Origin of the sequence: Synechococcus sp. MIT S1220, from assembly GCF_047303025.1 — a bacterium.
In the GTDB taxonomy this organism is placed as follows: domain Bacteria; phylum Cyanobacteriota; class Cyanobacteriia; order PCC-6307; family Cyanobiaceae; genus Parasynechococcus.
Genome location: NZ_CP138939.1, coordinates 476,308 through 496,315 on the forward strand (window position 1 = coordinate 476,308; position 20,008 = coordinate 496,315).

A 20,008-nucleotide genomic window follows, 5' to 3' on the forward strand; every position below is an offset into this window, starting at 1 on the left:
GCTCACGGTTGAATGCTCACAGTTGAATGGTAACGGTGCTCTGTAAACCTCCATTTAGGGGCCAACCGTCAAGCTCTGTTTGGGTCAGAGCAGGGAGTGCCAGAGGGTTTCGGCCTCGCTGCACGGCACCAGGGAGAGGCCATCGCAACGTTGGATTGGGCGGCAGCCCAAACTGTTGATCAGCAGAGCCTGGTCTCCAAATTGCAAGGCGTTGCCCAGCCAGTGCTCCGCGCTCTTGCCGAGTTTTAAAGCCTTGCCGCGCATGATTCCCGGGAGGCAACCGCTGTTCAGCGGAGGGGTCAGCCAGGCTCCCTGGCGATGGACAAGCAGATTGGCTGCAGTTCCGCAGCAGAGATCTCCCTTGGTGTTGAGTAGAAGCGCATCATCTGCGTTGGCGACTCTGGCTTCGCTGCGGGCCTGGATCGCCTGCGCATAGCCAAAATGCTTGCACTGGCTCAGCAGGCTGTCGGCATTGCGGCGTTCATGTCGACTGATGATCACGTCGATCGGCATGAACGTCGGCGTCCAGGGCAGGAGTGTGAACCAAAAGCGGGGCTTAATCTCAGTGGGAGCGTCAAGTCCCCGGGTCTGGCTCGACCCTCGGCTCCAGTTCAGTCGGAGTGCTCCATCACCTTGGTTCAGATTCGCCCGTTCCACAGCCTCTGCGATCAAGGCTTCGAGCTGGGATTGCGCCGGTGGGTTGCGCATCCCCAACTGTCCAGCACTGATGCACCAGCGAGCCAGATGTTCGTTGAGCAGCTGTGGGCAGCCATCCCGGATCAGCACGGTCTCGAACAGTCCATCTCCCAGCTGCAGTCCCCGGTCGCTGAGGGGTAAGTGCAGGCTGTCGGGTTCACCCCAGATTCCCTCGCTCCAGGCGATTCCGGTGATCATGATCGGCCTGACTCACCGCTTGGACACCAGGACGTGCGGCCTGACGATTCCCGCCTGATTCGGGCGCGGTGCTGGTTTGGGCTTTGGGCTTTCCTCATGCCAAAGCGTCCAGAAGTGGTTGCAGTTTCCAGCCAAGTTCTTCCGCTTCACTCTCCGGATCGGAATCTGCCACGATGCCGCAGCCGGCATGGGCTCTGAGCCGGTCGCCTTGGCGCAACAGAGAACGGATCAGGATGTTGCTGTCAAAACTATGGTCCCAATCCACCCGGATCAGGGAGCCGCAGTAGGGGCCTCGGCTGGTTGGTTCCAGTTCCTGTAAGCGTTGACATGCCCTCAGCTTCGGGGCCCCGGTGATCGATCCTCCTGGCCAGCATGCTTCGAGCAGATCAACCCAGCTGAAGCCACCACGAAGTTGTCCCTGCACTACAGATGTGAGGTGGTGCACGGCTGCATAGGTTTCCAGCCCGAGCAGTTGGGGGACCTCGATCGATCCAGGTTCACAGACGCGGCCCAGGTCGTTTCGGAGCAGATCCACAATCATGATGTTCTCAGCGCGATCTTTCGAACTGCAGATCAGTTCTGCCGCCAAGGCCGCGTCATTCAAAGGGTCCTGATCACGCGGGCGGGTTCCTTTGATTGGCCGGGTTTCAACCCGACCGTTTCCACTCACGCGCAGGAATCGCTCCGGGGAAGCGGAGAACACCGCCTCTGCCTCCGCGCCCTCGCTGCCGATCAGCAATCCGGCGAATGGAGCCGGGCAGTGACGACGCAGGCATTGGAACAACGCAAGCTCTGAACATTGTTCTGGCCATGCCGTGCTGCAGCTGGCTGTGAGATTGGCTTGGAAGAGATCCCCCGAGGCAATCAGGTCCTGGATGGACCGGACGCCGTCGGCGAAGGCAGAGCGGTTGGTGTGCCAGTGCCATCGCTCCGTTGGAATGCGCAATGTTGGCGCGTCGGCCGTGGGGGTGTCCCCGATGCCTTCAAGCCAGTCCTGCATTTGCTTCAGTCGTTTTTGATCCTCTCCTTCAATCCACAGCTCTCGCTCGATCAGATCAAACCGCAGGATTGGGTCATGCCTGGCGATCCACAGGCTGGCCATTCCATCGGGTGTCCAAGGATTCCCCGGTTCAGTCCAGGCGGCGGCTTCATATCCCAGCCATCCACACCAATGGCCTGGCCCAAGCTCCCGCAGCATGGAAAAGGGGTTGGTGGCTTGAGGACTGCCTGGGGCACCGCGACAGCAGTGCTGTTCGATTGGATCAGCGGCAAGGGTCGCCCACCGGCCCAATGCGCTGCCATCACCATCCAGCCAGATCAGGCCGGCTTCGCCCCATCGCCCGGCCATGTGGTGGGCCAGGACTTCAGGAGGTCGCCAGGGAACTGGGATCCTCTCCCGTAGTTTCAGCTGCACAGGTCTGGCCGTCCGGCATCCCGCAGCGCGGCATCGCGGATGCGGCAGCTGTCGCAGACGCCACATGGGTGTTCACCGCCGCTGTAACAGCTCCAGGTTTCTGCAATCGGGACGCCCAGTTGGAGCGCTTCTTCAACAATGCGGGTTTTGCTCCAAGTGACCAGTGGAGCCCAGAGTTGGGTGCCGTGCCCTTCGCGGCCAGCTTTGCTGGATAAACCTGCCAGGGCTTGAAAGGCGTTGAGATAGTCGGGGCGGCAATCCGGGTAACCGGAGTAATCCACAGCGTTGACCCCCAAAACGAGGCGTTCTGCCCCGCGGGCCTCAGCGAGGCTCAGGCCGATGGCGATAAAGACAGTGTTGCGGCCGGGAACGTAGGTCGATGGAATGGCTCCAGCCTTGACTCCGTCGGAAGGAATGCTCTGACTGGGATCCGTCAGAGATGATCCCCCCCAGGCGGAAAGATTGACTTCGATGCAGTGGTGATCCTCTAACCCCAGTTGGTGTGCAATGCGTTCGGCAGCCTGCAGCTCGCGACGGTGGCGTTGCCCGTAATCGAAAGACAGGCCGATGACGCGATTGCCATCTTTAAGGGCCAAAGCGGCCGCGGTTGCAGAGTCAAGGCCGCCTGAGAGCAGGGCGATGGAGAGGGAGTCGCTCATGAAGTCATCGTCTGCTTCGTTCGTGCCTGAAGCAGGGCGTTCTGAATCGGCGAAATGACTCATCAATTGAGTCTGCTGATGAGCTTAGGGATGGCTGGCTGTCGCTTGATGGGTTTGGCCTGGCATCTGGGTCGTATCGGAGTGCTTATTTTTTTATGACGTTTGATATTTTTTTGGCGAATGAAAAAGTTTTGAGCCGTTTTACCCAGTTCTGTGAAGCACTTTTCATGAACTTTGGTTAAACCGCCGTGTCAGGCTTTCCAGAGCTTTACCAGTCTTCATGTTGTCGCTTCAGATTTCTTTTAGATTTCTGATTGAGCTAATCACTGGGACGGCGGTGCTGCTGATGGCTAAAAATTTCAAGGAGGCCTCCCTCCTAGCGGGAACATTTTTATTGGGCCTTTCGGCCGTTGAGGCCATGCTTCATTTCATGGGCGGTGGCTAGATGTTTTGTCGGGTTCCTCGTGCCCTTCAGTTCATCACGTCTCCCCATAGTCGTAAATGGCTGGCATCTAGGTCTGGTTGGCCTTTGAGCTTGGCGATGAGTCCCCCATCTCCGCCGAGTCCTTGCTCGCTGCCATTGGCGTCATAAAACAATTCCCCCTTGGCTTGAAAATAAATTATGTTGGCATCTGTTCGGCTCAATTTTTTGAGTTGTTTTTTTGATTCAATGTTCTTTAGATAAACATCTTTGAGTTCTGCAAATCTGCCGCCGTCACCAAGGCCTGGTGATGCCGCATTCATGTCGTGCACCAGTTGGTTTGTGATGGCATCGTGAATCACCGTGGTCTCGTTTTCTTCTAAAACCTTGAAGTCTTGCTTAGACGCGGCCGTGGCAAAGTTCACTATTTCCAAGTTGTTTGGGACTTGTGTTACCACCGAAATCACATCACCAGCATCACCGTTGAAGTCCATGATCTGGTCAGCGGTTCTCGGTGTGAAACGTTGACTGTCAGGGATCAAAAAGAGATCAGATCCCGATGCGCCTCGCAGGCGGTCACGGCCCTCCCCGAAGACAAGAACATCATTGTCTGATGTTCCGACCACGTGCTCGCTTGCTCGACTCTCGCCTTGTAGGAATTGTGAGAAGCTTCCCTTCGTCCAATCGGAGTCGTTCGGCGCTGGTTCAGGCTCAGGGGCTGCCAGGGCAAGCCGATTTAGAGCATTTACCCCATCTTCCTTGTTAGGCGCATGGGTGTGTTGATGTTCATGTATGGGATCGCTTTCTAGTCCCCAGAGATGAACCAATGCCTGTCGATCACTCGTGGAGAATGTGTCATTCCATCCTTCTGGGCCGACGTTGTAGGACATCACTGTGTCCTTTGTCGTCCATTGCTGATCGTTACCACTTCCGCCAGGATGCGAGAGGCCAAAGGCATGGCCGAGTTCATGAATAATGGTGTTGGCGTCGAAATCACTCAGGCTTTGTGAAGCGCTTGTGTTTTTCCATAGAGTTGACCAGCCCTTGTCATCAGGGATCACTTGCCCAACAGTGTTTTGTCCCCATCCGCTGTGGTTGAGCACAGAGTAAATACGAATCTCAGCTGTATCTGGATCCTCCGTCCTGGTTAGATCAAGTTCAATCAGGGAATCCAGTTGATGAAGGGTATTGTTGATGAATTGCTCGCTCTCTGGGCGATGCTCCAGTGTTGATGTGTGATGGCCTCCAAGTATTAATGATGATTCTGAGTCGTGGATGTAGTACTGAATGCTGTTGTCAGCGTCGATCTGCGAATGTGTGTGGGCATGCAGTGCCGGGTCCAGCAGATCGTCATGATGCAATGCCACTGCACAAGGAAAAGCACTGCTTCAGTTTTTTCCGTTTTGCGGCTTGATTGATGGAGGTGAGATTGGTATTTACTGAGAGTTTTCTGAACCCGTGAGTTCATGGAGGGCGCAATAGTCCACTCCGTCCAGTGCTGAACCCTCTGCCTTGCACAGCAGGGTTGCCAGGCCCGACAAGCCCTCTGGGTTGAGTTCTGCTGCTGTGGCTTCCTCGAGGAACAGCAGCAGGTCTTTGCGTAGAAGAGCGGTGCTGAAATTTGGGTTGTCGTAGTGGGAGTCGAGCATTCGTTCCAGCTTTTTGTCGAAGGTCGGGGCATAAAGCGCAGAGGGTCGCAGAATGTCCATAAAAGTCTCCACTGGTACGTCTGCTTGCTGGATCAGTCGCAGCGACAGGGAAAAGGCATGGGTCAGGCTTGCAATCAATTGGTTCAAGCCAAGTTTGCAGGCGGCTCCACTGCCCACAGGCCCCACCAGTTGCGGTCGTTCGGACAGATGACGCAACAGTGGTTGATGCCGCTCGAAAAGACTGGGCTCTCCCCCCGCCATCAGCAGCAATGTTCCCGCGAAAGCCTGCGGTCTGCTCCCTAGAACAGGCGATTCCAGCAGTTGTCCTCCCTGCTGCTTGGTTTGTTCGGCGAGTTGGCGAATCTCAACGATCCCCATGGTGCCCATGGGGATGAGGCAATGATGGGCCAGGTCTCCCAGCGCGGCGACGCTGCGGGCAGTTGTTGGTCCATCCCGCAGAACGGTGATGATGACATCGCTGGTCTGTGGGACAGACGCAAGATCCTCCACGTGCTGCGCACCTGCATCCAGAAGGGATCGACAACGTAATGGCGTGCGGTTCCAAACATGCAGCGTGATCCCTTGCTGAAGCAGTCGCAGACCGATGGCTTCGCCGAGCAGGCCGGTCCCGATCAGGGCGACGGAAGCGTGAGGTGAGGTCAATGTTGTGCTTCGCGCGAATTGCCGTCAAATTATTCGAATGAGTTGATGGCAAACAGCGATCGGCTTGGATGTTGCCTGGTCGTTATGTTTTTCTTGGTTTTTCTTGATTGAAGAGAGGCTGCAGGCCGTTGTTTGAACCTTCTACAAGGCCTTATGTGAGTAGGTGATGACGCTTGATGTTCAGCGGATTTCGAGCCATTTGTGTGTCTGAAGGCTCAAGCGCCAGTTCTGGTGCTGCTGCACGTAATCAATGGCCAACCGCATGCCTTGTTCACTCCCCCATCCTGGTTGCAGCAGCAGAATTGTTCCCTCCTGGGTGAGATGTGCCATTCTTTCCGCAAAGCTCAAGTCTGAGGGATTGTGCACAACAACCTTGAGTTCATTGCATCGCTGGAGAATGTCGTTCTGAGGTGGTTTGTGGGCCTTGGGTGAGAGCGTGATCCACTCGAAATGTCCACTCAATGAGCCCACGCCGCTAGTTTCAAGATGCTTCGGGAGGGCGCTATCGGACAGGGCATCCGTCAGCGTGTCGAGATTGTGCTGCAGCGGTTCGCCACCTGTGATAACGGTGAAACAGGCGCCTTCTCGCGCCGCTTTTTCTGCGTCCAGCGCTAGTTGCTGAGCCCGTCGTTCTGGGTGGACGCTCTGGGACCAGGAGTGTTTCGTATCGCACCATGGACAGCCGACATCACAGCCGGCGAGCCGGATGAAGAACGCACTTCGGCCGGTGTGGTGACCTTCTCCTTGCAGAGAATGGAAGGTTTCCACAACGGAATACAGTCCGAGCCTGGATTGACGCGTTTTGATGGGCAGTCGTTCAATAGATGATGTGACTTAAGTATAAATCAAGACTCAGGCAATTCGATTGCTGGAGTGTTGCGCTGCGGGGCTCGTCGGGATCGATTCGTGATCGCTGATGCTTTTCGCGATGGCTGATGCCGCTATGCGTTAGATCTGTTGACGGCCAACATGGAAAGGCCTGCGCTTGTTTGATTGTTCAACTTCTTGTTTGAATTATTTTGGGTTATCTGTCTTCTTTTGTTAGGGGATTGTTGGTCGATTGCCTCACTGCGACTTGGGATTCTTCTGTTTCATTTTGCAGTGTTGGGCTGAGTTTTTCGAGTTTTATTCAAGTAAAAATTGCTGCTTGATCAAGTGTTCCGCCAATGGCTGCACATGCGTTGCTGTTTCGATGGGGCGACCTCTTTTTTGAAGGCACAAGGTTGATGCGTCATCTTTTTAATGGTGATTCAAAGTTGCTTTGGATGGATTGTTCTTGATTGGCTGTTGTGGCACAGCTTGTCCCGGTCGTTTGTGTGGATGTCTGCTGGTATGAACATTCAGTTTTTGGCGCGAATCGCCTCGCTGGGTGAGGAGGGCAGCCTCTGTTGTGCTGCTTCGATCAAGCCGCGAAACAACGGGTGTGGTCGACCGGGTCTGGAGAGGAATTCAGGGTGGTACTGGCACGCGGTGAAGAAAGGATGATTCTTGAGTTCAATGAGTTCAACCAAACGTCCGTCCGGAGAGGTTCCGCTCACTTCATACCCCGATTCAAGAAACAGATTGCGGTACGCATTGTTGAACTCATAACGGTGTCGATGGCGTTCATAGACCACCTCGTCGCCGTATAAGCGTTGAGCAAGGGTTCCGGGAGCGATGCGGCACGGGTACACCCCGAGCCGCATCGTGCCACCGAGATCCACAACATCTTGTTGTTCGGGCAGCAGGTGGATCACCGGGTGGGGTGTTCCCGCATCGAGTTCAGCGCTGGTGGCTTCGGTGAGTCCTGCTTGGTTCCTGGCCCACTCGATTACAGCGGTCTGCATGCCAAGGCAGAGACCGAGGAATGGCACCCGCTGCTCTCGGGCCCAGCGAATCGCTGCGATTTTGCCGTCTACACCCCGGTTGCCGAATCCGCCGGGGACAACCACGGCGTCCATGCCATTGAGCAGGGGTTCGGCGCCATCGGTTTCGATCTGCTCAGCACAGACCCAACGGAGGTCGAGAGACGCATCCTGGGTTAGGCAGGCGTGGCGGAGGGCTTCCACCACGGAGAGGTAGGCATCGTTGAGTTGAATGTATTTCCCGACCAAAGCCACTTTCACTGCTGGGCCTGGATTGCGAAGTTTGTGCACCAAATGAGCCCATTCGCTCATGTCGCTGTCGTGGTCTGTGAGGTCGAGCACATCAAGCACCTCGCGGCATAACCCCTCCTCCTCCAGGGTCAGCGGCACGGCGTAGATGCTGTCTGCATCGAGGGATGGAATCACAGCCCGTGTCGGTACGCCGCAGAAACCACCGATCTTCCGCTTCATCTCCTCGCTGATCGTCCGGTCGCTTCGACAGACCAGCAGATCGGGCTGGATGCCGATGGAGCGCAGCTCTTTCACCGAATGCTGGGTTGGCTTGGTCTTGAGTTCGCCCGAGGTCCCGATGAACGGCAGCAACGTGACATGCACGTAGGCGAGATCACGACGGCCGACATCGCCTCGGAATTCTCGGATCGCTTCGAGAAAGGGGAGGGACTCGATGTCTCCGACCGTTCCACCGATCTCTGTGATCACAACATCAGCATTGCTATTCGCCGCTACGCGATGAATGCGATCACGGATTTCGCCTGTGATGTGTGGGATTACCTGCACCGTTCCGCCGTTGTAATCGCCCCTGCGTTCCTTGTTGATAACAGCCTGATAGATCGATCCAGTGGTCACGCTGTTCAATCGCGACATCGCTGTGTCGGTGAAGCGTTCGTAATGGCCAAGATCCAGATCGGTCTCTGCACCGTCTTCGGTGACGAAAACCTCTCCATGCTGAATCGGGCTCATGGTGCCCGGATCCACATTGAGGTAAGGATCCAATTTCAGGATCGATACGTTGTATCCACGGGATTTCAGCAGGCGACCCAGGCTTGCGGCCACAATCCCCTTGCCGATGCTGGAGACCACTCCACCGGTGATGAAGACGAATTTGGCCATGACGCCCCGGGTGATTCTTCAAATTACCTGGCGTCAGTCGGATGGGAAGCCAGGCCTGAGTCAGAGCGCCTGGTTTGCGATCACTGGTCCAGAAGGCTCCTCAGCATCCATGCAGTTTTTTCATGAATCTGCATGCGCTGAGTCAGCAAGTCGGCGCTTGGTTGATCGTTGGCCTCATCAACTACGGCAAACACCTGGCGTGCCGTCCGGGCGACAGCCTCATGACCGTCCACCAGTTCCTGGACCATTTCGAGGGCCGCTGGTTTCAGGCTGCTGGCGTCCTGAAGCGAGGCCAGTTCCTGGAGCCTTCGACCGAACGGGGCAGGATGCCCGAGAGCCCGAATCCGCTCGGCTACTTCATCCAGAGCGTTCCAAAGCTCCGTGTACTGGTCCATGAACATCAGGTGGAGCGTGTTGAACATCGGACCGGTCACGTTCCAGTGGAATCCGTGGGTCTTGCTGTACAGCACATAGGTGTCAGCCAACACCTTTGAGAGCCCTTCTGCGATCTGCTGACGCTGCTGGTCACTGATTCCGATGTCCATGCCGGTGCTGGCTGATCCGCTGGGTAGAGACCCTAATGGAGATGGTTCTCTTAAGAATCCAGTCCTTGGATGTAGTCACGCACCTTGCTGCGCCGTTGGGGTTGACGCAGTTTTAGAAGGGCCCGGGTTTCGATTTGGCGCACACGTTCCCGCGAGAGTTTGAGTTCCTCTCCGATCTGGGCCAGCGTCTGAGGAATGTCGTCCTCGAGACCGAAGCGTCGACGCAACACGGCCGCTTCGCGACTGGTGAGTTCATCGAGGAGATGCTCGAGGTCGTTATGGAGCTCGTGATGGGTCAGGGTTTGCTCAGGTGTGGCCTTGCCGTCTTCGATGAGATCGCCCAATTGCGTGTCCTGATCGCGGCCAACACGGGTGTCGAGCGAGACCGAACGGGGTACACGGGCCAGGGTCTGACGCACCGTCTCTTCGCTTAATCCAAGTTCCCTTGCGAGATCCGCGATGGATGCGATGCGCCCCTCATTGCTGGCGATCTCCTGCTGCACCCGTTTGATTCGGTTGAGCTTCTCGGTGACATGCACCGGCAGGCGAATCGTGCGGCTTTGGGTGGCGATGGCTCGGGTGATCCCTTGCCTGATCCACCAGTAGGCGTAGGTACTGAACCGGAATCCCCTCGTTGGGTCGAATTTTTCTACAGCGCGTTCCAAGCCCAAGGTCCCTTCCTGGACCAGATCGAGCAATTCCATGCCGCGCTGTTGGTATTTCTTGGCGACCGCCACGACCAGGCGCAGATTGGCCTGGATCATGTGGTCCTTAGCCCGTCGCCCGTTCCTCAGAGCAATCTTCAGCTCTTTTGGTTCAAGATCAGCCTGTGTCGCCCAGGCGGCATAGCCGGCGTCAATGTGGGTCTGTAGTTCCGCCTGACTCAGACCTGCCGCACGAGCCCATTCTTGTTTCGTGGGCCAGTGGCTGTGCTGATTGGCCTCTCTGCGTTGGAGCTCCTCTAGTCGGTGCAGCTCACCGATCGCTGGGTCGCCGCTTGCCAGGTCGCGCTGTTGTTCAAGCAGGCGTTCACGCCGTTGGACCAGGCGCGCCAGGGTCACCTCCTCCTCATTGGTAAGCAGATCCACCCGACCGATGTCCTGCAGATACAACCGAAGCAGATCGGTTGTGCTGCTGCGGCGTTCTCGGGTCTCCCCTGTCCGTCGGGGTTGGCGGGACAAGATCGGAATGCAAGGGACTCCTTCAGGGTTCCCAAGCTTGCCGATGAGTGTGCAAAAAGCTCTGAATCCTTTCGGGATCTGTTCAGCCTTCGCTGTCATCACTGGGGTCAACCCAGGTGCTGGTCACGTGCAATTCGTCCAATTGCTTGTCGGCCACTCCGCCAGGGGCGTTGGTCATCAGGCAGCGAGCTTGCTGGGTTTTTGGGAAGGCAATCGTGTCGCGGATCGATTCCTCGCCGGCCAGCAACATCACCATTCGGTCCAAGCCGAAGGCCAGACCACCGTGGGGAGGTGCGCCCACATCGAGGGCATCCATCAAGAAGCCGAACTGCTCTTGGGCTTGCTCCAGGGGCAAACCGACGGTTTGCAGCACCTGACGTTGCAGAGCTGAGTCGTGGATACGCAGGGAGCCGCCACCGAGCTCTAGGCCATTGAGAACGAGGTCGTAGGCCTGGGCCCGAGCGCCCGGGAGGGTGTCGGCCCACTGGGAGGCATCACTGCCCAGATCCTCGACGTTGGGGGCGCAGAAGGGGTGGTGCAGGGCTTCGTAGCGGTTCTCGTCGCTGTTGAACTCGAACATCGGGAAGTCAACCACCCAGAGGAAGTTCCACGGATCGTTGTCACGATCAGGCTTAACCATGCCCAGCTCCTTGGCAAGGTACTGGCGCACCCGGTCGAGGGCTTTGTTCACGCTGGCGGTGTCGCCAGCGCCGAACAGCAGCAGCGTGCCGGGTTCCGCGCCGGTGCGGCTGAGCAGCTCCTCTTTCTGGTCCTCGCTGAGGTTGTCCTTGATGGCACCGATCGTGTCGATCTCGCCGCCATCGCGCACTCGGATGAAGGCCAGGCCACCGGCACCGGCCGCCTGTGCTTCGCTGAACACGTCGCCGCCGGGCTTGATCCGCACGTTGGAGAGGGCGTCATTGCCGCCAGGGACGGCGATGCACTTGACCGAGCCGCCGGATTTCACGGCACCGCTGAACACTTTGAAGCCCATGTCCTGAACGATGTCGCTCACGTTGGTGAGCTCCATGCCGTAACGGGTGTCGGGTCGGTCGGTGCCGTAGCGCTCCATGGCGTCTTGCCAGGTCATGCGTGGGAACGGCCGCGGCAGTTCGATGCCCTTCACCGCTTTCCAGATGGCGCAGATCAGCGATTCATTGATCTCCAGGATCTGCTCCTGATCCATGAAGCTCATCTCGATGTCCAACTGGGTGAATTCCGGTTGGCGGTCTGCCCGCAGGTCTTCGTCGCGGAAACAGCGGGCCACCTGGTAGTAGCGCTCGATGCCGCCCACCATCAGCAGCTGCTTGAACAGCTGGGGGGACTGGGGCAGGGCAAACCAGTCGCCACCGCAAACCCTGCTGGGCAGCACGTAGTCGCGGGCCCCTTCCGGGGTGGAGCGGGTCAGCACCGGGGTCTCCACCTCGATGAAGCCTTCGTTTTCCAGGAAGCGACGGGCTGCCTGGATGGTCTGGGCCCGCAGCCGTAGGTTGTCGTTCATGCGCTTGCGGCGCAGATCCAGGTAGCGGTGGCGCAGCCGCAGCTCTTCGCGGGTGTTCTCCTCGTCGTGCACCGACACAGGAAAGGGCAGGTTGCCTTTCACGCTGTTCAGCACGGTGATGCCGCTGGCCAGCACTTCCACAGCCCCCGTGGCCAGTTTGTTGTTCAGGGATTCGGCAGGGCGGGCTCGAACTTTCCCCGCGACCTGCAGCACGGTTTCGCTGCGCAGATGCTCGGCGACGGCGAAGGCTTCGGCTCCCAGATCCGGGTCAACGGTGATTTGCACCGTGCCGCTGCGGTCCCGCAGGTCGATAAAAATCACTCCACCGTGATCACGGCGTCGATCCACCCAGCCGCACAGTTGCACCTGCTGATTGATGTTCTGTTCGCGCAGGTCGCCGCAACCGTTGCTGCGCATGGGATGTTTCAACTAGTGAGAGGCGAGTTTCCCATAGCCCCGGCCGATGTCACGGCCGCCGGTAGAAGGGTCGCCGAACCACGGTGGCGGGTTGGGTCTTGCCCCTGATCGCAACTCCCAACTCGGTGCCGAGCTTGGCAAGGGACGGAGGAACGTATGCAAGGGCGATCGGTTCTTCGAGAGTGGGTGACCAGGTTCCGCTCGTTACAACACCCACGGTCTCCCCTTCATAGAGAACGGGGTAGTTGTGGCGTGCGATGGCGCGGTCCTTGAGCTTCAGCCCCACCAGCCGTTTCGCTGGGCCCGCTGCCGCTGCTTGCTCCAGGGTTTGTCGGCCGACAAAATCCGCAGGCATTTCCAGGTGCACCAACCAGCCCAGGCCGGCTTCAAAGGGGTTGGTGCCGGCGTCCATGTCCTGGCCATAGAGATGCATGGCTGCCTCCAGCCGCAGCGTGTCCCGAGCCCCGAGCCCGCATGGTGTCACTCCGTTCCGCAGCAGGTCGCCCCACAGCTGCCGGCCGTCTTCGGCATTGAGCAACAGCTCGACACCGTCTTCTCCGGTGTAGCCGGTGCGGGCGGTGAAGACGGGTTCATGCAGTCCAGAGATCGACAGCATGCGATGGCCGAAGCGGGGAAGGCCGCTGAGGTCTTCCCCGCTGAGCTGCTCCAGCAGGGGGATGGCCTCGGGGCCCTGCAGTGCCAGCAGCACGCCATTGGCTTTGACGTCGGTCACCTCCAGACCGGCCGGCGTCATGCGCTCGCGAATCCAAGCGGTGTCGCTGTCGGCGCAGGCGGCGTTGATCACCAGCACAACGGCGCCTCGTTCGGAATCGATCGCACCGCAGTCGTAAACGATCAGGTCATCGCGGATGCCACCGTCTTGATTGAGCAGGACGGTGTAACAGGCTTCCCCGGGGCCGATGCGGTGGAGATCACTGGGTACGAGCTGCTGGAGCGCATCCTTCGGCTTCGGCCCGTCCAACCTCAAGACACCCATATGGGAAATGTCGAACATCCCCATTCGTTCGCGGACGGCTTTGTGCTCCTGGATCAGTCCGCCGAACTGCACAGGCATCTGCCAACCGGCGAAGGGCACCATGCGCCCTCCGCTTTGGAGGCACAGGTCGTGGAGCGGTGATCGCTTGCCTGGCATCGGTGATCGCTGATGAGGCGCAATCTTATGGAGCTCTTCAGCTGATGGAAGGGATTCCGCAGATCTTCAGCCAACAATGGTTTCTAGAGGAAGTGGTCTCTAGCCTGTGCGCCAATAGCCGGAAACCGTTGGCTAGCAGGCTTTGCTGCCGAACTTGTCAGCACTGTTCCGATCGTCAAACAGGATCGGGATGGTGTCTTCTAAGGCATCTTGATGTGCACGTCGAGGTCGCCGATCTGGTTGTTTGTCATCACTGGACGGCTCGGGCCCCGCAGCTTCCTGCCCTGGATCGAGAGTTCGCTGCTGAGGAAGACTGTCAACTCGAGTTAGATCGTTCTCTGGCCTGAGGTGCATCGTCGCCACAACTCCGTTGGACGGTCGTGAACAACGTTGAATCTTCGAGGTGATGTGCAAGTTGACTCTCTATCTTCAAAATCTGGATTTCGGGCTTCTTCGATCAAAGCAACGCCCATCGCACTGATCGGAGATGATCCAGCCGTCGACCGCTTGACGGTTCCAACCGGAACTGAAATCTTTCGGCGTGGGGAAGCTGTACGGGCAATCCACGTGGTTCAGCAGGGTTTTGTCGAATTGAGTTCCGGACCTCGGAACCGTCTGCGCTATGGACCAGGGGAACTCTTTTTCTATGAAGACCTTGTGGATTCAGTGGAAGTCCACAGTCGTGATGCCAAAGCATTGACGCCCCTCGCTTTATTGCGGCTGGACAGAGTGAACTTTCTAACGTTGATCCATCGTCACCCAACGCTGGTGCTTGACCTTCTGGAGCGTCAGCACGCCCGTTTGCGTGAGCAGCGCATTGATGCCTGTCACTTCTATTGATCCCCTCCAAGCAAAAGCAGCAGGCTGCGCGTCACTTTGGCGGCCAGAACTGAGCTGACCCCGCTCGTGTCCAGTTGGGGAGCCAACTCGACGACATCGGCAGCCACCAACTGGTGATCGACCAAAACATCAATCACGGCAGCGAAATCGGCCCAGAGGAACCCTCCTGGTTCGGGTGTGCCTGTGCCTGGAAGAACTGCGGGATCGAACCAATCCAGATCAACGGTCAGGTAGATCGGACGCCCGTTCAACGGAGCGAGTGCATCACGCAAACCGGCAACGTCGCGAATCAGCCGACCACTGCTGTGGAGTTCCTTGAATTCTGCTCGAGTCCCGCTCCGGATCGACAACTGCAGCAGCGCCTGACTTGGCAGCACCTCAAGGCATCGACGCATCGCGCAGGCATGGCTGTGACGCGAGCCCAACCAGCTTTCGCGCAGATCCGCATGGGCATCCAGTTGAACCAGAACAAGATCCGGGTGATGTTGCGCCACTGCCGCCACGGCTCCGGAACTGATCGAGTGCTCTCCGCCGAGCATCAGGGGACTCAGGCCAAGGCTCAGCACGGCGTCTGTGGCCTGTTGCACGGCCTTGATCACCGGTTCCGGGGCTCCGAAGCCAATGTCTACAGCCCCGAGATCGGTGAAGGCCAGATCTTCGAGATCGCGATCCAACTGCGGGCAATAGGTTTCGATGCCCTGGCTCACCTCACGGATCGCGGCAGGTCCGAAGCGTGTTCCGGGGCGGAAGGAGGTGGTTCCGTCGTACGGCACACCGAAGAGACCAACACGGCAATCCATGGGATCCCTGCTGGATCCCATGAAGATCGTTCCCTCCTGATCAAAAGGCACCATCATGGGTTCAAGTCACGTTCGATGAATGCTGGAACGGCCAGGAAGGCCCCCTGCTGCCAGCGTTCACTCCAGACTTCACAATCCGAGGCGATGCGTGAGACGCGTTTCGCTTTGGGGGATCGGTACCTCGGGCCATCAACGGCTGCGAAGGTCCAGCTCCACCAACCGCTGGGATACATCGGCACCCAGCCATACATGGGATCCGCATGGCCAAAAACCTCACGAATCAGGCGCACCATGGCGAGATGGACTGCGCGGAAGGCTTCGGGTGACTCGCTCTGGGTGGCGAAGACCCCACCGCGTCGCAAGATGCGACGGCAGTGCTGGAAGAAGCGTCGATTAAACAGGCCTTCTGCAGGTCCTGCTGGGTCAGAACCATCCACCAAAACCACGTCGTAGCTGGCATCTGGTGCTTCTGCTGCCCAGGCGATGCCATCGCCCACCGTGAGCTGGAAGCGCGGATCAGTCCAGGCTGCTCCACCGATCCCGGGCAGATGTTCTTTGCAGAGCTCCACCACACGTCCGTCGATCTCCACCATGTCGAGATGCTGGACCTCCGAATGCCGCAGGCATTCACGGGCGGTACCGCCATCACCACCACCGATCACAAGGATGCGCTCGATTGCATGGGCGCTGCAGAGAGCCGGATGGACGAGGGCTTCGTGATACGGCCGTTCCTGGGCTTCGGCAGTCATCCAGCACCCGTCGAGTAGAAGCCCATTGCCGTAGCGCTCGCTGTGAATCACGGTGACGTGCTGGAAAGCGGTGGACTCCTCCACCAGCAGCTCGCCTCTAAGGCCGTAACGCACCCCTTGATGCGGTTCGTCAATCCAGCTCATGGCGATGTCCAGGTGAGATGGACCAGCTAAGGCCGCCGTTGATCTCCGACGAAAATCAATGCCACATAGGACTACATCTGGGGACAGATGCATTGCTAAGCACTAAATCTGGTGTCAAGATGGTTTCGGTTTCGTTGCCTTCACTCCTCAAGGTGACGAAACCTGTTTTCTCGAATCACCAGTCCAGCCTGTGGGTCATGTGTTTCATGTCCTTGGCAGGCGGCTTGACAACAGCATCACTCCGATCCCTTTGCACGTGCTATGGGCAACAATATTTTTGCCTGATGGCGTTCTTTTCAAAATTGGTGATTGTCTTAACGGCTTATAAGTGATCCAATTAATTTAAACAGAAACGGTTTTTTCATTGTTCGTTTCCCTGAGTAACTGCCGATCACGCCACTTGAGATGGTTCTTGGTGTCAATCGGCTGCGTTGCGATTCAGTCCTGTGGCCCCGACCAGGGGGCACGTCTATCGGGTGCAGGCGATCAATCTGAGGAGGGGCAGGAGATTGCTTTTACGACAGAGCCAGGACGGAATCAGAAAACATTGAATCAGGGGATGAATGTATTTGCTGATTACTTAACCAAAACGACGGGCGTCCGGTTTCGATATGAACCGGCAATTAGTTATTTGCATGCTTATCAGCTCTTTAAGGCTGGGAAGATTGACATGATTCGCGTCGGAATTTATGGTGGCTATAAGGTTTTGAAACGGAATCCAGGGGCCAAGACTCTTGCGATCCAGAAACCTTCTTATGTTTCGGTGTTGATTGGCAATAAAAAGTTGAGGAGCAAATCCCAGCAAGGAAGTGCTGATCCAGGCCTTCGAGCGATTAAAGGGGAAAGAGTTGGCTTTGGAAGTTTATATTCGGGCTCAACATTGATGCATCCATTGTTGGATATGAGGCGGCAATCCGTCTTTTTGGCGGATACTGAGGAATGTGCACATATTACCAACCAATATGATTTGCCTGCAATGGTGGCCGACGGCCAGCTTGATTATGCTTTTATCAAGGGGAATTCTGTGTCCTTGCTGGGGCGCGTCAAAGAAAAAGATCTTTCCCGAGTTTATGTCGCTTGGCAAAGCCCAGAGGTGAAGCGAAACAATTACTTTATTGTTTCGAAGCGTCTCCAGGATCTTGATCAACAACGTCTTGAGGAAGGTCTTCAAAAGGCAATCATTGATTTGAACCCACAAGATGTTGATCAAAAAAAGGTGTTAGATGGTTTGAGCAAAGGAGCATTGGGTTTTGAAGTTCCCAACGATGAATTCCCGGCGCCTATTAATCAGGATATTGATGAGTTGATTGCTGAGTATGGAGAGGAGCCATCCTGCGAAACATGATGCTGTTTATTTGGTCTGATGGTTTCTATCGCTTGCCGATACGCTGATTAGAGTCGCTCCCAGCACGAGAAGACCACCAAGAATCATGCCACTGTTCAATTGCTCACCAAGTAGAAGATATGCCCAGACGGCACTGAACAAGACCTGAACGTAATTGATGGCAGTGGCGCGAGCAGCGGGGATCGATCCAAGTCCTTCCGTCAGCCAGATCTGGCCAAGTTGCGTTAATCCTCCAACGCACACCAGCAAAAGCCATTGTGTTGGCTCTGGCCAAATGCCATCACGGATTACAAAAGGCAGCATGAAAAGAATAGAAATGGCCTGGAAATAGAGAACGATCACAACTTTGTGATCGTTCTTGGATGCTTTTCTGACGGTTACAAATGACACTGCCGCCATGAAGGCTCCGAAGACGGCGATGGCCACTGGCCAGGGTGTGAGACTGGATGCGCCGGATGACAACCAGTCCGGCCTCGCGACGAGAGTGATCCCAAGCCACCCAAGGCTGATGGCAGCCATGATGCTTTTTTTTAGTGGTTCGCCCAGCCAAAGCCATGCCGTCAGGGCTGTGAATGTCGGATAGGTGTAACGAAGAACGGTCGCTGCGGCGAGGGGCAAATTGGCGATGCTTTCAAAGAAGCAGAACAAGGCCAGGATCCCAGTTCCGCCACGCAAGAGCAGTAGGAACCGATTGTTCCCCCAGGGGGAGATTCCCAGGCGACGGAGAGTCACTCCGCAGAGGATGAGGCTGATCAGTGCTCTGATCAGGATGGTTTCCTGGGTTGGAATGCCACTGATTGAGAGCTGTTTGACGCACGCCGTCATCAAGCTGAAGGCTAGACAGCTCAGAATCAGACTCTTCGCTCCAGGACTGATCGGGAACCAGGATTGCGTCGCCTCGAGCTGCTGGGTCACGCTGTGGGGTGGAGCGCTTCAAGTGACTGACACCTAAGCAGATCTTTGTGAACAACGCTCTTTTTGGTGTGGACTTACGTAACTTGTCTCGGTGTTGATTGAGGTGATCCCAGGATCGGTGGTTCATCACCCTCTGGCTGCAGATGATATTCAGTGTGATCGTCTCGCAGCATGAAAGAAGGGCGCTAATATTCTAATGAAGACGGCTTGTCGATTTTATGAACGGCCAGGATGTGGCCGATCAAGTTGCGGCGATCTGCATTGCGCTATGATTTCAAAAGCGATTCAGAACAAGATGATATGTGGAGTACCATTTTGAGATAGATTGCCTTAATGGAGCATGATCTATGGATCAATGACAAGTTGACCATCCCTGGCAAGGAATTGTCATGGACGTTTTGCCGTTCCTCCGGTTCTGGAGGGCAGAATGTCAATAAAGTTGAGACCGCTGTTGAATTGTCCTGGAGCTTGGATGATTCAACCGTGATCGGCCCCTTTCGAAAACGTTGTCTGTCCGAGCTTTATCGATCTCGAATTGCGAATGGTTCATTACGAGTTTCGGTCTCTGAGCAACGGTCTCAATTTCACAACAGGCAAATTGCGCTGAAACGTCTGGCTGCATTGATTCGTGAGGCATTCCTGCCTGCTCCGCCGACCCGGAAAGCAACAAAACCGACACGTCGCTCTCAACGCAGGCGGGTGGAGACGAAAAAGCAGCGTGGTGCTGTTAAGCAACGTCGTCAATCGCGTCCTGCAATCGACGATTGAGAGAGGCCGTCTCAGAAACAATATGGATGATCGTTGGATTAATTGGTCATTTATTCTTCTGAGTATGAGGTTGTGAGAGATCTATGCATTGCAATCTTCGATTCACATGGTCAGCTGCTTGGAAGATTGTTTTCCGCTTTGATATCGGCCTTGGCCTGTTTCCAGAGTTGTTCAAGTTCATCGATGTTGCGTCCTTGAAGATTGCCGGATAGGGCTGCTTCTACGCGGGAGAATCGATCCAGGAAGCGCTGATTGGTCCCCGAAAGTCCCTCCTCTGGGTCGATACCGATCCATCGGGCCACATTCACAAGGGTGAACAGAACGTCCCCTAGTTCATCTTGGGCATGCGTCGTGTCACCTCTGGACACGGCCTCTTTGAGTTCGTCGAGCTCTTCGCTCACCTTGTCCCAGACGCCAGCGAAGTTCTCCCATTCGAATCCAGCTTTTGCTGCCTGCTTGGAAATGCACATGGCGCCGGCCAGAGCGGGTGAGCTTCGGATTTTTATGGCAAGCCTGTCACTCAATGGGCTGTTGGAGTTTTCCAGTGCGCTGGCCTGTTCCGCCGCCTTGATTTGCTCCCAGCTCTTGCGGACGGATGCACTGTCTTTGGCGTCGTCGTCGCCGAAGACATGGGGGTGGCGGCGAATCAGCTTGGTGCGGATGGCATCCGCCACATCCGCGAGGTTGAACCGTTGCTCTTCGCTGCCGATCTGTGCATGTAGCAGCACCTGCAGAAGTAAGTCGCCGAGCTCTTCCTTCAGATGGTTGTCGTCTCCATGACGAATCGCGTCTGCGACTTCATGGGCTTCTTCGAGGACGTAAGGAACCAGGGACCGATGGCTCTGTTCGAGGTCCCAGGGACAGCCGTCATTTGGATCCCTCAGTTGAGCCACAACATCGATCAGCTGCTCGAGAGCCTCGGTTGAAGTGCTGGCCATGGCTGCTGCAGTGGGTGCGCCCACCATCTCATCTCGA

The 20,008-nt window shown here is 56.6% G+C and carries 19 protein-coding genes; 3 read left to right on the forward strand and 16 right to left on the reverse strand.

Going from position 1 to position 20,008, the window contains the following annotated elements; genetic code table 11:
• Positions 1–84: 84 nt before the first annotated feature.
• The 12 genes from SIB64_RS02365 to SIB64_RS02420 form a co-directional block, all read right to left on the reverse strand.
• Positions 85–894 carry an aminotransferase class IV gene (locus SIB64_RS02365; RefSeq protein ID WP_413441737.1) on the reverse strand — a complete coding sequence of 270 codons (810 nt, stop codon included), beginning with the start codon at positions 892–894 and terminating at the stop codon, positions 85–87.
• A gap of 94 nt (positions 895–988) precedes the next feature.
• Positions 989–2,242, reverse strand: coding sequence for an anthranilate synthase component I family protein (locus tag SIB64_RS02370; RefSeq protein ID WP_413442832.1), 1,254 nt, complete (start codon positions 2,240–2,242; stop codon positions 989–991).
• Positions 2,243–2,298: 56 nt separating this feature from the next.
• Positions 2,299–2,967: a 7-cyano-7-deazaguanine synthase QueC gene (gene queC, locus SIB64_RS02375; protein ID WP_413442833.1), complete on the reverse strand. Its 669-nt coding sequence runs from the start codon at positions 2,965–2,967 to the stop codon at positions 2,299–2,301.
• 471 nt (positions 2,968–3,438) lie between these two features.
• Positions 3,439–4,755 (reverse strand): zinc-dependent metalloprotease family protein, encoded by a 1,317-nt coding sequence (locus SIB64_RS02380; protein ID WP_413441738.1) that lies wholly within the window; start codon positions 4,753–4,755, stop codon positions 3,439–3,441.
• Between the two features lie 69 nt (positions 4,756–4,824).
• On the reverse strand, positions 4,825–5,700 hold the full coding sequence (locus SIB64_RS02385; RefSeq protein WP_413441739.1) for an NAD(P)-dependent oxidoreductase: 876 nt from the start codon (positions 5,698–5,700) through the stop codon (positions 4,825–4,827).
• Between the two features lie 180 nt (positions 5,701–5,880).
• Positions 5,881–6,468 (reverse strand): 7-carboxy-7-deazaguanine synthase QueE, encoded by a 588-nt coding sequence (locus SIB64_RS02390; RefSeq protein ID WP_413441740.1) that lies wholly within the window; start codon positions 6,466–6,468, stop codon positions 5,881–5,883.
• A 572-nt stretch (positions 6,469–7,040) separates the two neighbouring features.
• A complete protein-coding gene (locus tag SIB64_RS02395; RefSeq protein WP_413441741.1) occupies positions 7,041–8,675 on the reverse strand; it encodes a CTP synthase in 1,635 nt (544 codons plus the stop codon).
• Positions 8,676–8,755: 80 nt separating this feature from the next.
• Positions 8,756–9,220 (reverse strand): Dps family protein, encoded by a 465-nt coding sequence (locus SIB64_RS02400; RefSeq protein ID WP_413441742.1) that lies wholly within the window; start codon positions 9,218–9,220, stop codon positions 8,756–8,758.
• 50 nt (positions 9,221–9,270) lie between these two features.
• Positions 9,271–10,401: an RpoD/SigA family RNA polymerase sigma factor gene (locus SIB64_RS02405; RefSeq protein WP_413442834.1), complete on the reverse strand. Its 1,131-nt coding sequence runs from the start codon at positions 10,399–10,401 to the stop codon at positions 9,271–9,273.
• An 82-nt stretch (positions 10,402–10,483) separates the two neighbouring features.
• Positions 10,484–12,319: an aspartate--tRNA ligase gene (aspS, locus tag SIB64_RS02410; protein WP_413441743.1), complete on the reverse strand. Its 1,836-nt coding sequence runs from the start codon at positions 12,317–12,319 to the stop codon at positions 10,484–10,486.
• A gap of 49 nt (positions 12,320–12,368) precedes the next feature.
• Positions 12,369–13,472: a glycine cleavage system aminomethyltransferase GcvT gene (gene gcvT, locus SIB64_RS02415; RefSeq protein ID WP_413441744.1), complete on the reverse strand. Its 1,104-nt coding sequence runs from the start codon at positions 13,470–13,472 to the stop codon at positions 12,369–12,371.
• Between the two features lie 132 nt (positions 13,473–13,604).
• Positions 13,605–13,835 (reverse strand): hypothetical protein, encoded by a 231-nt coding sequence (locus SIB64_RS02420; protein WP_413441745.1) that lies wholly within the window; start codon positions 13,833–13,835, stop codon positions 13,605–13,607.
• A 45-nt stretch (positions 13,836–13,880) separates the two neighbouring features.
• Here SIB64_RS02420 and SIB64_RS02425 point away from each other — a divergent pair, with 45 nt between their 5' ends.
• Positions 13,881–14,312: a cyclic nucleotide-binding domain-containing protein gene (locus SIB64_RS02425; RefSeq protein ID WP_413441746.1), complete on the forward strand. Its 432-nt coding sequence runs from the start codon at positions 13,881–13,883 to the stop codon at positions 14,310–14,312.
• On the opposite strand, the gene speB is transcribed toward SIB64_RS02425, so the two are convergent.
• Entirely contained in the window at positions 14,306–15,166 is an 861-nt protein-coding gene (gene speB, locus SIB64_RS02430) for an agmatinase (protein WP_413442835.1), read from the reverse strand. The genes SIB64_RS02425 and speB overlap by 7 nt on opposite strands.
• Entirely contained in the window at positions 15,166–16,005 is an 840-nt protein-coding gene (gene speE / locus SIB64_RS02435) for a polyamine aminopropyltransferase (RefSeq protein ID WP_413441747.1), read from the reverse strand. The genes speB and speE overlap by 1 nt, the downstream gene beginning before the upstream one ends.
• 415 nt (positions 16,006–16,420) lie before the next feature.
• On the opposite strand from speE, the gene SIB64_RS02440 reads away from it, so the two are divergent.
• The gene (locus SIB64_RS02440; RefSeq protein WP_413442836.1) at positions 16,421–17,350 is read left to right on the forward strand and encodes a PhnD/SsuA/transferrin family substrate-binding protein; all 930 of its coding nucleotides are present in this window, start codon (positions 16,421–16,423) and stop codon (positions 17,348–17,350) included.
• A gap of 6 nt (positions 17,351–17,356) precedes the next feature.
• Here the strand turns inward: SIB64_RS02440 and SIB64_RS02445 are convergent, their stop codons facing one another.
• On the reverse strand, positions 17,357–18,265 hold the full coding sequence (locus SIB64_RS02445) for a DMT family transporter (protein WP_413441748.1): 909 nt from the start codon (positions 18,263–18,265) through the stop codon (positions 17,357–17,359).
• A gap of 333 nt (positions 18,266–18,598) precedes the next feature.
• Between SIB64_RS02445 and arfB the strand changes: the two genes are divergently transcribed.
• Positions 18,599–19,033 (forward strand): alternative ribosome rescue aminoacyl-tRNA hydrolase ArfB, encoded by a 435-nt coding sequence (gene arfB, locus SIB64_RS02450; protein WP_413441749.1) that lies wholly within the window; start codon positions 18,599–18,601, stop codon positions 19,031–19,033.
• Positions 19,034–19,143: 110 nt separating this feature from the next.
• On the opposite strand, the gene mazG is transcribed toward arfB, so the two are convergent.
• The gene (gene mazG, locus SIB64_RS02455) at positions 19,144–19,971 is read right to left on the reverse strand and encodes a nucleoside triphosphate pyrophosphohydrolase (protein ID WP_413442837.1); all 828 of its coding nucleotides are present in this window, start codon (positions 19,969–19,971) and stop codon (positions 19,144–19,146) included.
• Between the last annotated feature and the right edge of the window lie 37 nt (positions 19,972–20,008).